Source organism: Pseudoalteromonas sp. PAR1 (assembly GCF_947311895.1).
Lineage (GTDB): Bacteria > Pseudomonadota > Gammaproteobacteria > Enterobacterales > Alteromonadaceae > Pseudoalteromonas > Pseudoalteromonas lipolytica_C.
On the sequence record NZ_CAMZMY010000013.1, the window covers coordinates 101,417 to 113,452 of the forward strand.

Sequence of the window (12,036 nt, forward strand, 5' to 3'; positions counted from 1 at the left end):
TATCAATCCGCAATAATATTTAATCATTTTGAAGGATAAACCTGTCGCTATCTGCGTTAAAGATTTCTCATTAAGAGCAACTTAATAGCGAAATTTTTGCCTTGTTATTAACGAGGTTTTATTGCCTCAAAATAGATCACTTAATTAAGCGATTTGGTATAAAAACAGAATATGAATAACTTACCAAGTATAAAACAGCTACAGTATTTATTAGCAGTCCATCAGCATCAACACTTTGGCCGCGCAGCCAGCGCCTGTTTTATTGGCCAATCTACATTAAGTAGTGCAATTCAAAACTTAGAAGAAACGTTAGGTTGTCAGCTTATTGAGCGTGAAAATCGCAGTTTAATGTTTACAGCTATCGGTGAAGAAGTCGTAGAGAAAGCTCGTAAAATTATAGACGATACCTTAAGCCTAAAAGAGCTAACAAAAAGCTTTTTGACACCGTTAAGCGGCACGCTCACCCTTGGCGTGATCCCAACGATTGCCAGCTTTATTGCCGCGCCTTTATATCATTTCTGCAAACAAACTTTTACTGAGTTAGAGTTAGTCTTGGTTGAAGATACCAGTGATAAGCTACTCGATAAATTAGAGCATGGCCAAATTGATATGGCATTGCTTGCATTGCCGTATGATACTGACAAATTTCATACTCAAGTGCTTGCAAAAGATCACTTTAGTTTGGTGCATCACAAAGACTATACGCCTGCAGCTGGGGTGGAAGATTTTAATCTACTACCGGATGCCAGCGTGTTTTTACTCGAGCGTGAGCATTGTATGACTGGCCATGCGCTAAGTGCCTGCCACTTGAATCGTTCAAGTTGTATTAATCCATTTGAAGCGGCAAGCTTACATACTTTGTTAAGTATGGTTGAGCACCAGCTAGGTGTGACTTTCTTACCGCAAATGGCTATTAATGCCGGCATTTTAGACAAGAAAGAAATGGTTGCTACGCCATCCCAGAGCGATGCGTACCGTGATATTGGTATTGTATGGCGTAAAACCACAGGCCGGATAAGAGACTTTAGGCTGTTTAGTCAGCAGTTAGAGCTGTTTCTTAATAGGCAATGTAGCTTAGATGGTCAGTGTAACGAATAATAAAAAACCCCAAATAAAAAATTTGGGGTTTTTTGTTATTTAAACAAACTATTTTTTTCCTTCCCTCGACTAACATAATAACAAAACCATTAAAGGCAGATCAGATGACGAGGCTAGCGTGTTTTTTCAATCACTTGAAACATTAATTGCCAAAGCGCAACAGGGCAATAAACGGGCGTGGTTGAAATTAGTCAAGCAGCACGAAACACAGGTATATAACTATTGCTTAAGGATGTTAAGCCATCCCGATGATGCAATGGATTTGATGCAAGAAGTGTTTATTTCTGTGTATAAAAGCTTACCGAGCTTTCGTGGTGAATCGAGCTTTAATACTTGGCTCTATCAAATAGTGCATCGGCGTAGTGTCGAATATTATCGTCGCCGTAAATTGCATCAAAGTTTGGATTCTGCGCCAGAAGAAAGCTGTGAGCGTAGCGAGTTAGAAATGAATCAACTGCAATCCGAGCAGCATCATGAACTAAAAGAAATGATGAATAATTTACCCTGGGAGCAGCGTTTAGTGGTGGAGTTAAAGTTTTTTCAGCACTGTACATTTGAAGAGATAGCTGAGCAATTAGGCATTTCGACCAATACAGCTAAATCAAGACTATACAGTGCGCTTGGCAAATTAAAAGTGCATTTGGAGGCCGTAGATGGCTAATTTAGATTCATTATTTACCGCATGGTTAGAAGGTGAGAGCTTAACTGATGAGCAAATAGCCTTGCTGCAAGCTAATGCTGAGTATGCATTAATGATGAACAATGCGATGCAGTGGCAACAACAAAGTAAAGACTATGAAACGGTGCCAGTACCAAACTGGGACAGAGAATCAAGTATGCCGAAAGTGCAAAAAGCTAACGTATTTTTTGGCTCTGGTATGTGGGCAATGGCGGCATCAATTGCGTTTTGTGCGTGGCTTTTTGTTAGTAATCCGCAGCAACAAAACCAGCAATTACTTGAGCAAGTTGCTAAACAAACCAACTTATTAGAGTCACAACAAAAGCAAATTGATCAGCTGCAAAACATTCTTACAGCACAAAATGAAGTGCAACAGCAGCAGATGTACCAGATGGCTAAAGAAGCGATTAAAACTGGGCGAGTAGAGCGTCAAGAAGATATTGCTAGCGTGCTTGCCTATATCAAAACGCAGCGCGCTCAAGACCAAGCGTACTTACGTATGCAGTTAAATGATTTAGCAGAGCAAGTGGACGGCCGATCTATGCCAACCGTTGCCAACAACTTGGAGTATTAAGATGTCAAAATACACATTAACCTCAGCTGCCTTATTGCTTTGCTCAGCCGTAAGCGTGCAAGCACAAGCAAACGATGAACTAGATAAAATTCAGCGAGAAGTCGGGATCATGGAAAAAATCCTCACCGCAGCTTTAAAACAAGATACCGATAACAAGGTAAGAAATGTATCTTCAAGCTATCTACAACACCAAGGCGTGGTATTTAGCTTTGATGTACGAGGCAGTTCACGGTGGTCTTCGGTGTTTGCGTCTGTACCTGACGCGCCTCTTCCACCATTGCCAGATATCGACTTTGAAGAACTGGCTGAAATTGAGGTGTTAGGTGATCATGTGCAAGTAATAAGTGATGCCGTGGTAGTGAAAACGCAAGAAGCCTACCAGCAAGCAATGGAAGTGATGCGTGAAAGTGCTGAGCGAGTGCGTGATGTTGCTGAACAAGAGCGAGATATAAGCCGTGAAATTCGTGATCTTGAACGTGAAAAACGTGATTTGGAGTTTGACCGTCGTCACGACAAAGACGCCAAAGATCAAGAGCTCGAACAACGTAAAAAAGAGCTACAAGCAGCAATCAAAGAACTTGAAAAGCAGCAGCAAAAATTATCGCAAAAACAGCAAGTAATGCGTAAAGAGTTAGCAGAAAAAAAACAAGCACGGGTGAAAGAGCAGCAGCAACAATTAGCTGAGCTTGTACAAAAGGTAAATAACAGCTTATCGCTTACCTTATGTGATTATGGTAGTGGCTTAAGAAACTTACCAAACGATGAGCATGTTAGTTTTGTCATTCGTGGTATTAGCGAAGATAAAAGTGAACAGGTTAAAGTGTTTAAAAAGTCAGATATTAAAAAGTGTGTGCAAGGTGATATAAAAGCCACGCAACTGCTTGAAAAGGCATCAAGCTATAATTTTTAGCTTGGCTAGCTCCCCAACTAAAAAGCAGCCTAGAGAGGCTGCTTTTCATTCATTGAAAAAGGTTTCAAGTCGGGTAAAAACAATAAGTAAACCCATACGACTAAATTAAAATACGGCACGAGACCTAAGCCTGTAAATATCTTTACCGGATACCCCTTGAAGGTTGCATTACGGTAACATTGATACGCTATCCCTAAATTTACGAACAGCAACAAAACGATTAGTTGTGTCATCACTTTTCTCCTTTATACCGTTAATACATGAACTTATTAATATTAAGTTATTTTCAGTATGTATAATGTAATTGGTAATGTCATGTATTTTTTAAGTAATCACTATAAAAATACGACATTAGTTCCTGCTGTGGATTTAAGTATAGATGAGTATCGTGACTTTGGAAGTACTAAAAATAGGCAAAAAGTAGCAAAAATGCCGTTTTTTTTCACTTTATAATGCTAGCTAATTGTTAGTTAAATAAATTATTTTCAGATATTTTTTTTAGTTCAGCAGAAATTTTTTCAACCGGTACTGGGCGGGCGATAAAGAAGCCTTGGCCGTAATCAATTCCAATTTCTTTTAATGCTAAAAATATTTCTTTATTTTCAACATATTCAGCAACAGAACGCTTATCAAGCGAACGACTAATATCGTTAATAGCTTTAACTAAAGCAAGATCGATAGGATCATTTAGCATGTCGCGAACGAATGAACCATCGATCTTCACATGTTGTGCTGGTAATTGTTTTAGATAATTGAACGTGCTAAATCCAGTGCCAAAATCATCAATCGAAAAGTGACAGCCCAAACCGTTTAAACGCTCTATCATTGCACGGGTTGCTGACAGGTTTTTGATGCTTGCCGACTCAGTTATTTCAAAAATTATGCGGCTCGGTGCCACTTCATACTCTTCTAAGCTTGATTCAATATGCGGAAGCAAACGCTCATCTAAGAATGATTGCGCCGATAAATTGATAGCAATTTGATTAAGCTCTGGATGTTTTGCAACACTTTGAATAGCATTTCTAATAACACATTGGTCCATCAAAAATGTGTCATTTAATAACTCTAATGCAGGGATAAACTGGTTCGGGTAAATTAGCTCATCATTTAATTTCAAGCGCAGTAATGTTTCAAAGTAAGCAACATGATTACGTTTAAAATCCCAGATTGGCTGATAATGAAGCTCGATGGCATTTTGCTGAAGAGCCTGACGAATACTGTGTCCCCACTCTAAACCAACTTGTAGACTATTGTGGTTACTATCTTCTTTGGAATAACAATGAACTAAGTTTCGGCCCAAACTTTTTGCCACATAAAGCGCGATATCTGCTTGTTTTAAGCATTCGCTGGGATCATTATTCTGTGCTGTAATTTGTGTCAAACCAATAGAGCAGCTAATTGAGTATATTTGCCCTTCAGAGTGAAATTGGTGTTTTTCAATAGCAACGCAAATGCTCTCAGCAACTAAGTGTGCATCAAGTAAGTTGGTATTTTTTAAGATAACAGCAAATTCATCACCGCCAATACGACAAATCAAATGCTCTTCGCTAATGTTAGCGGTAAATAGCTGGGCAACCTCTTTTAAGACAATATCGCCTTGTTGATGGCCTTTACTGTCGTTAATAATCTTAAAGTGGTCTAAATCGATATAAATAAGTGCGTGCTCAATATCGTCATTAGTGTATTTCTCTTGGCAAATACGCTGTAATTGTTGGTCAAAGTAATAACGATTGTGCAGCTCTGTGAGTGTATCGTGTAAAGCTAAATGGCGAAGCTGAAGTTCAGCTTGTTTTCGTTCATGAATATTATCAATGGTTGCAGTGATCGTAGCCGAGTTTTGGCTATTTTTAATCAGTTGTAAGCGGCACTCGACCCAAATTGCATTGCCATTTTTGTGTTTAAGTTGTATTTCAACTTGTTGTTGCTGCTCGCCACCATGCAAAATACTTTGAATTGTATTTTGTAACTTGGTTTGACACTCTGGAAGACAGAAATCTGTGAGTGACTTTGATAAGCTTGATTTTATGCCATAACCAGTAAGGCTTTCCCAAGCAGGATTAATGAAGCGAATATTTCCGTGCTGATCAAATTCAAGAACAACCGTATTAAGGTGCAATAAAATTCGTTGGTGCGCTGAAAACAATTCTTTGTAGCGACTTTGGCTTTGGCTTAGCTGTTCGACCTTTTGCGCAAACTCAGCATAGCTAACCATAAAATCTTCGCGTCGGGCAGCATGATCGCACACCTTACTTAACAGTGATTGATCATAAGGAGCACGGATAAAGTCAGTCACACCCGATAATAATAACTGTTCAGCGTAGTCAGCATCATTATTATCAATAATGGTTACGATTGCTTGTTTTGGATTATGTTGCAAAATTTCGCTGATGAGTCCAGCTGCAGTATCAGAATGTGACTCAGTGGCATCAATCAAAACAATCGCAAACTTATGCTGTAAGTATGTTGCAAGCGTCGCTTTAGTTGAGATGGTATGCGTTACCGCAAAGCTAAGTTTTAGTTGTTTGCTTATATCTTGTGCTTTGCGGCTGTCTGTTTCGAGTAGCAGTAAATTTAGGCGACTACTTTTTTCTAAATGGGTTGAAAGTACATTGGCAAGTACTTGCGGTAACATATCTTGGCGTTCGAATGGCAATACGGCATCAATACCGTAGCTTCGCGCAGTGGTTTCGGCAATGCGTTCGCAGTATATAGGAGGTGTTAATAGGATAGGCGTGTTTTTAGGTGTTTTTAACAATCCAGAGCGGATCATACGTGAAAAGCGCCAGCCATCAATTTTACCAACCTCAAGGCCAGTAATAATAATGTCCACCGGGTGGCTTTTGAGTATTTTTAACGCGTCCTGAGAGTCGCTTGCTTCGATAAACTGAAATACATTTAGTTTATTGAGCGTAGACTTTACCGTCTCACGTTCTGCAACGCTAGCGTTCAAAATTAGCAGTTTTAACTGCTTTGCCATGGCGCTACTACCTCTTAACGAACCCATGTTTAGTGAATAAGCTAGAATAATGACATTTTGCCTAATCTACAAGCAAACTTTACCTAAAAGCGGTTATTTGGCCTTTGCTTGAGGTAGTGGGCGTATCAGAGTAAACTTGGCGCGTTTTTATTAATGAGAGATATGCTCCATGCGCGTAGCTGATTTTAGCTTTGACCTTCCAGATGAATTAATTGCTCGTTTTCCTAAAGCAGATCGAACTAGCAGCCGTTTGCTGACCCTTGATGGCCCATCAGGGAAAATGGAACATAAAGTGTTTAGTGATATTTTATCACTTGTTAATGAAAATGATTTACTCGTTTTCAACAATACTAAAGTAATTCCTGCACGTATGTTCGGGCAAAAAGAGTCGGGTGGCAAACTTGAAGTATTAGTTGAGCGTGTGCTTGACGAACATCGGGTGCTTGCCCATGTTCGAGCAAGTAAATCGCCAAAGCCTGGCTCAAAAATTATTCTTGAAGGTAAAGCCGAAGCTATCATGGTTGCACGTCATGGCGAGCTTTTTGAGCTTGAATTTGCCAAAGACGAAAATGTATTAGATATCTTAAATGACATTGGTCACATGCCTTTGCCACCTTACATTGATCGTCCTGATAACGAATCAGACCGCGAGCGCTACCAAACTGTTTATGGTGAAAAGCCAGGTGCAGTTGCAGCGCCAACGGCAGGCCTGCACTTTGATGACAAGTTAATGACGGCATTAAAAGACAAAGGTATAAATATGGCGTTTGTGACTTTGCATGTAGGTGCGGGGACATTTCAGCCTGTGCGTGTTGACTCAGTTGATGAGCATGTCATGCACTCAGAGTACATCGAAGTACCTGATGATGTGGTTAAAGCGGTAGCCGAAACGAAAGCAAAAGGTGGTCGCGTAATAGCCGTAGGGACTACCTCAGTTCGCTCGTTAGAATCTGCTGCTAAAGTGCACGGCGGCAAACTTGATACCTACTTTGGTGATACCGATATCTTCATCTACCCGGGTTATCAGTTCAACGTGGTTGATGCTATGGTGACAAATTTCCACTTACCAGAATCAACCTTGATCATGTTAGTCAGTGCCTTTGCTGGCCAAGAAAACATCATGGGTGCCTACCATACCGCAATAGAGCAAAAATATCGTTTCTTTAGTTATGGCGATGCCATGTTCTTAACGCGAAAATAACGACAGTTTAGATTTTAAAAAGCCCAGTTTTTTTACTGGGCTTTTTATTTTCGAATTTAGCCCAATTAATAGTAATAAAGCTGCAAACAGGGTAGAATCGAGCGGTTAAATTATAGCTTGTTGGACTGTTTTTCCGACACTGAGGATAATATGAAATTTGAATTAGACCGCACTGACGGTAAAGCGCGCCGCGGCCGCTTGATTTTTGAACGTGGTGTTGTAGAAACGCCAGCATTTATGCCTGTAGGCACATACGGCACCGTTAAGGGTATGACGCCGGACGAAGTGAAAGACACTGGCGCGCAAATTTGCCTAGGTAATACTTTTCACTTAATGCTGCGCCCTGGTACAGAAATCATTAAGCAACACGGTGACTTACACGACTTTATGAATTGGGATCGCCCAATTCTTACTGACTCAGGCGGCTTCCAAGTATTCAGCTTAGGCGCAATGCGTAAAATCACTGAAGAAGGCGTGATGTTCAGCTCACCAGTTAATGGTGAAAAGATCATGCTTTCACCAGAAAAAGCGATGCAAGTTCAGCGCGATTTAGGCTCTGATATTGTGATGATCTTTGACGAGTGTACGCCATACCCAGCGACTGAAAAAGAAGCTAAAGATTCTATGGAGTTATCACTTCGTTGGGCTAAACGCTCAAAAGAAGGTCATGGCGATAACCCTGCAGCGCTATTTGGTATTATCCAAGGTGGCATGTACCCTGAGCTTCGTGCACAATCACAAAAAGGCCTAGAAGAAATTGGCTTTGATGGTTATGCATTAGGTGGTTTATCGGTGGGTGAGCCGAAAAACGAGATGATCAATATCCTTGATCACTGTGCTTACAAAATGCCGGAAGACAAGCCTCGTTACTTAATGGGGGTTGGTAAACCAGAAGACTTAGTTGAAGCGGTTCGCCGTGGTATCGATATGTTTGACTGTGTAATGCCTACACGTAATGCCCGTAATGGTCACTTATTTGTAACGGGTGGCATTGTTAAAATCCGTAATGCAGTACATAAAACAGACACGGGCCCACTGGATCCTGAGTGTGATTGTCATACGTGTAAAAACTATTCACGTGCATACTTGCATCATCTTGATAAATGTAATGAAATCTTAGGCGCACGTCTAAACACGATTCATAACTTACGTTATTATCAACGCGTGATGGAAGGCTTACGTAATGCCATCAGTAATGGCAAACTAGACGAATTTGTTGCAGATTTTTATGCACGCCGCGGCCAAGAAGTGCCAGAGCTTGCAGATACATCAGATTAAATTTTTAGAAAAATTAAAGAGGAAGTGAAATGAGTTTATTCATCTCAAACGCCCACGCAAGTGCGGCAGGTGCAGCACCAGCAGGTGGTGGCATGGAAATGCTAATCATGTTGGGTATTTTCGGTTTGGTATTTTATTTCTTAATTTACCGCCCTCAAGCTAAACGTGTAAAAGAGCATAAAGCCCTGATGAGCGCAATGGCAAAAGGCGACGAAGTACTAACGCAAGGTGGTTTAGTAGGTAAGATCGCTAAAATCGCTGATGACAAAGACTTCATCGTGATTTCATTAAACGACCAAGCAGAAGTAACAGTACAAAAATCAGCTGTTTCTGCAGTATTGCCAAAAGGCACTATGAAGTCGCTATAACAATAAAAATAAGGACTCACACGTGTTAAACAAGTTTCCATTATGGAAGTATTTACTTGTTCTTGTTGTGTTAGTCGTTGGTATTCTGTATGCCTCACCTAACTTGTATGGCCGCGACCCGGCCATACAAGTATCGGGCACTAAAGGTACTGATGCTGACCTCAGCGTACTCGATAAAGTAAATGCGACCCTCAAAGAACATAACGTTACTGTTAAATCAAGCAAACTTGAAGACGGACAAATCCTGGTTCGTTTTAAGAATGTTGAAGAGCAACTAAAAGCGCAAGATATACTGCGTGATTCCCTTAGTGAAGATTACATCTCTGCAATCAATATGGCTCCGGCTCAACCTGAGTGGTTAAAAGCATTGGGTGGTAACCCGATGAAGCTAGGCCTAGATTTAAGCGGTGGTGTTCACTTTACTATGGAAATCGACATGGCGACGGCGGTTGATACTCAGCTTGAGCAAATGGAACAAGATTTCAAAAGTGACTTACGTGAAGAAAAGCTACGTTATCGCACTATTCGTAGAGTAGCAGGTAGTGAGCGTCTACGTGTTGAGATGCGTAACGAAGAAGACAAAGATGCCGCAGAGCGCTTCTTATCTACTCGTTACCCGTTAAACGTATACATTGATGATAGCAGCAGTGATAACGCTTTTTTTGCCAGCATGAGCGAGCAAAAGCTAAAAGAAATTCGCGATTATGCTATCAAACAAAACGAAACGATTATTCGTAACCGTATTAACCAAATCGGTGTTGCAGAGCCTAACGTACAGCGCCAAGGTGCTGAGCGTATTATTGTGCAACTTCCGGGTGTACAAGATACTGCACGCGCTAAAGAAATCTTAGGTGCAACAGCAACGCTTGAATTCCGTGAAGTTGACGAAAATGCCGATGCAGGTGCCGCTTTACAAGGTCGTGTACCGCCAGGTACTGAAGTGATCATGGCACGTGATGGATACCCAGTGGTACTTAAGCAACGCATCATCCTTGAAGGTAGCCACATTACTGGTGCGCAATCTGGTATGGATGAGTATCAGCGTCCACAGGTTAGTATTACGCTAGACAGCAAAGGTGGCGCAAAAATGAATGCGTTCACTAAACGTGCTATCGGCAAACGCATGGCCACAGTATTTATTGAATATAAGCCATCAGGTAAAACAGATGAAAACGGTAAAGCACTTCCACCTATTAAAGTTGAAGAAGTGATTAACGTGGCGACGATTCAAGCCCGCCTTGACCGTTCATTCCGTATTACTGGTATCGATAATCCAGCAGAAGCACATAACCTGAGCTTATTACTTCGTGCCGGTGCACTTGTTGCGCCGATTCAAATTGTTGAAGAACGCACGGTAGGTCCAAGCTTAGGTCAAGAGAACATTGAAGCGGGTATGACTGCGGTTGTGCTAGGTTTCGTGTTTGTGCTTGTATTTATGCTTTTTTATTACAAAGGTTTCGGCATGGTGGCGAACATCGCTCTGGGTGCCAACTTAGTATTGATTGTCGGTGTAATGTCGCTTATTCCGGGTGCTGCTTTAACGCTACCAGGTATCGCAGGTATCGTATTAACTGTAGGTATGGCGGTTGATGCTAACGTACTTATCTTTGAACGTATCCGTGAAGAGCTTGAAGATGGTCGTAGTCCTCAACAAGCGGTTCATTTTGGTTACGACAGCGCATTTAGCACAATTTTCGATGCTAATATCACAACGCTTATCGCAGCAGTGATCCTATTTGCAGTGGGCACTGGTCCTATTGCTGGTTTCGCAGTAACACTTGCGATTGGTATTATCACCTCTATGTTTACAGCCATTGTTGGTACCCGTGCGGTAATCAACTTATTCATTGGCGGTAAGCGTATTGATAAGTTGTCGATTTAGGAGTCAGCATGCAAATTTTAAAACTCGGTGGTAAAACACTCCCGTTTATGAAGTTAAGAAAGTTTGCCATGACATTATCAACTTTGTTGATTTTGGCTTCTTTCGTATCGTTTTTTACTAAAGGCTTAAATTTCGGCCTCGACTTCACAGGCGGTACTGCTGTTGAAGTGGGCTTTACTCAAGCACCTGATCTTAAAGAAGTACGTGATGCAATCACAGAAAGCGGCTTTGAAGATTTCTCGGTGCAGCTGTTTGGCTCAAGTAAAGAGATTCTAGTCCGTCTTGCTCCACAAGGTGCTGGCGTAAAAGCAGAAGTGATTGGTAACCAAATCATTACGGCATTACAAAAAGTTGAGCCGACAGTAGAAATGCGTCGTATCGAGTTTGTTGGCCCAAGTGTTGGTGAAGATCTAAAAGAGCAGGGTGGCCTTGCCATGTTAACTGCACTTATCTGTATCTTAATTTACGTTGCGTTTCGTTTTGAATGGCGTTTTGCGGTAGGGGCGGTATCAGCACTATTACACGACGTTATCATTACATTAGGCTTATTCTCAATACTAGGTCTTGAGTTTGACTTAACGATTCTTGCGGCAATCTTGGCGGTAATAGGTTACTCACTGAACGATACCATCGTTGTTTCTGACCGTATCCGTGAAAACTTCCGTAAAGTGCGTATTGATGACACCATTGAAATTATCGATATCTCATTAACGCAAACGTTAAACCGTACCCTAGTAACATCAATCACCACTATTCTAGTATTGATTGCGTTATTTGGCTGGGGTGGTCAAACGATCCACGGTTTCGCAACGGCATTACTGTTTGGTGTGTTCATCGGTACTTATTCATCTGTTTATGTTGCTTCAGCTGTAGCAATTGCAATGGGTGTAAGTAAAGAAGACTTAATTCCAGAAGTAATTGAAAAAGAAGGTGCGGATCTCGATCCTATGCCTTAATAAGTGATACAAAAAGAAACCGCCCTAATTAGGGCGGTTTTTTGTTTTTATATACACTGGCAATGATATTTAATCATTCAAGTGACAAAACTAGTCACTAATCACGTTTTATC

At 41.1% G+C, this 12,036-nt stretch carries 11 protein-coding genes; 9 read left to right on the plus strand and 2 right to left on the minus strand.

Annotated features, from left to right (window positions below; genetic code table 11):
• Positions 1–171 precede the first annotated feature (171 nt).
• The 4 genes from QL229_RS12510 to QL229_RS12525 all read left to right on the plus strand — a co-directional run bounded on the left by QL229_RS12510 (position 172) and on the right by QL229_RS12525 (position 3,261).
• A complete protein-coding gene (locus QL229_RS12510; RefSeq protein WP_135923311.1) occupies positions 172–1,098 on the plus strand; it encodes a hydrogen peroxide-inducible genes activator in 927 nt (308 codons plus the stop codon).
• A gap of 118 nt (positions 1,099–1,216) precedes the next feature.
• Positions 1,217–1,759, plus strand: coding sequence for an RNA polymerase sigma factor (locus tag QL229_RS12515; RefSeq protein WP_253038484.1), 543 nt, complete (start codon positions 1,217–1,219; stop codon positions 1,757–1,759).
• On the plus strand, positions 1,752–2,351 hold the full coding sequence (locus tag QL229_RS12520) for a hypothetical protein (RefSeq protein ID WP_281546954.1): 600 nt from the start codon (positions 1,752–1,754) through the stop codon (positions 2,349–2,351). Before QL229_RS12515 ends, QL229_RS12520 begins: the two co-directional genes overlap by 8 nt.
• 1 nt (position 2,352) lies before the next feature.
• A complete protein-coding gene (locus QL229_RS12525; protein ID WP_138556704.1) occupies positions 2,353–3,261 on the plus strand; it encodes a hypothetical protein in 909 nt (302 codons plus the stop codon).
• Positions 3,262–3,290: 29 nt separating this feature from the next.
• On the opposite strand, the gene QL229_RS12530 is transcribed toward QL229_RS12525, so the two are convergent.
• Together QL229_RS12530 and QL229_RS12535 are read right to left on the minus strand one after the other, a co-directional pair.
• On the minus strand, positions 3,291–3,494 hold the full coding sequence (locus QL229_RS12530; protein WP_135923315.1) for a hypothetical protein: 204 nt from the start codon (positions 3,492–3,494) through the stop codon (positions 3,291–3,293).
• Between the two features lie 233 nt (positions 3,495–3,727).
• On the minus strand, positions 3,728–6,238 hold the full coding sequence (locus QL229_RS12535; RefSeq protein ID WP_138556705.1) for an EAL domain-containing protein: 2,511 nt from the start codon (positions 6,236–6,238) through the stop codon (positions 3,728–3,730).
• Positions 6,239–6,407: 169 nt separating this feature from the next.
• Between QL229_RS12535 and queA the strand changes: the two genes are divergently transcribed.
• From queA to secF, 5 genes are all read left to right on the plus strand, one after another.
• Complete coding sequence (queA, locus tag QL229_RS12540; RefSeq protein ID WP_138556706.1) at positions 6,408–7,439, plus strand: tRNA preQ1(34) S-adenosylmethionine ribosyltransferase-isomerase QueA; 1,032 nt, start codon at positions 6,408–6,410, stop codon at positions 7,437–7,439.
• 150 nt (positions 7,440–7,589) lie between these two features.
• Positions 7,590–8,717 (plus strand): tRNA guanosine(34) transglycosylase Tgt, encoded by a 1,128-nt coding sequence (gene tgt, locus QL229_RS12545; RefSeq protein WP_058583935.1) that lies wholly within the window; start codon positions 7,590–7,592, stop codon positions 8,715–8,717.
• Between the two features lie 29 nt (positions 8,718–8,746).
• Positions 8,747–9,085, plus strand: coding sequence for a preprotein translocase subunit YajC (yajC, locus tag QL229_RS12550; protein WP_036973302.1), 339 nt, complete (start codon positions 8,747–8,749; stop codon positions 9,083–9,085).
• Between the two features lie 22 nt (positions 9,086–9,107).
• Complete coding sequence (gene secD / locus QL229_RS12555) at positions 9,108–10,967, plus strand: protein translocase subunit SecD (RefSeq protein ID WP_135923318.1); 1,860 nt, start codon at positions 9,108–9,110, stop codon at positions 10,965–10,967.
• An 8-nt stretch (positions 10,968–10,975) separates the two neighbouring features.
• A complete protein-coding gene (gene secF / locus QL229_RS12560) occupies positions 10,976–11,923 on the plus strand; it encodes a protein translocase subunit SecF (protein WP_135923319.1) in 948 nt (315 codons plus the stop codon).
• Positions 11,924–12,036 lie beyond the last annotated feature (113 nt).

Bases quoted from the DNA above. Each gene is read 5' to 3' on its own strand.
- QL229_RS12510 (WP_135923311.1), top strand. From the start codon at position 172: ATGAATAACTTACCAAGTATAAAACAGCTACAGTATTTATTAGCAGTC.
- QL229_RS12520 (WP_281546954.1), top strand. From the start codon at position 1,752: ATGGCTAATTTAGATTCATTATTTACCGCATGGTTAGAAGGTGAGAGC.
- QL229_RS12525 (WP_138556704.1), top strand. From the start codon at position 2,353: ATGTCAAAATACACATTAACCTCAGCTGCCTTATTGCTTTGCTCAGCC.
- QL229_RS12530 (WP_135923315.1), bottom strand. From the start codon at position 3,494: ATGACACAACTAATCGTTTTGTTGCTGTTCGTAAATTTAGGGATAGCG.
- QL229_RS12535 (WP_138556705.1), bottom strand. From the start codon at position 6,238: ATGGCAAAGCAGTTAAAACTGCTAATTTTGAACGCTAGCGTTGCAGAA.
- queA (WP_138556706.1), top strand. From the start codon at position 6,408: ATGCGCGTAGCTGATTTTAGCTTTGACCTTCCAGATGAATTAATTGCT.
- tgt (WP_058583935.1), top strand. From the start codon at position 7,590: ATGAAATTTGAATTAGACCGCACTGACGGTAAAGCGCGCCGCGGCCGC.
- yajC (WP_036973302.1), top strand. From the start codon at position 8,747: ATGAGTTTATTCATCTCAAACGCCCACGCAAGTGCGGCAGGTGCAGCA.
- secF (WP_135923319.1), top strand. From the start codon at position 10,976: ATGCAAATTTTAAAACTCGGTGGTAAAACACTCCCGTTTATGAAGTTA.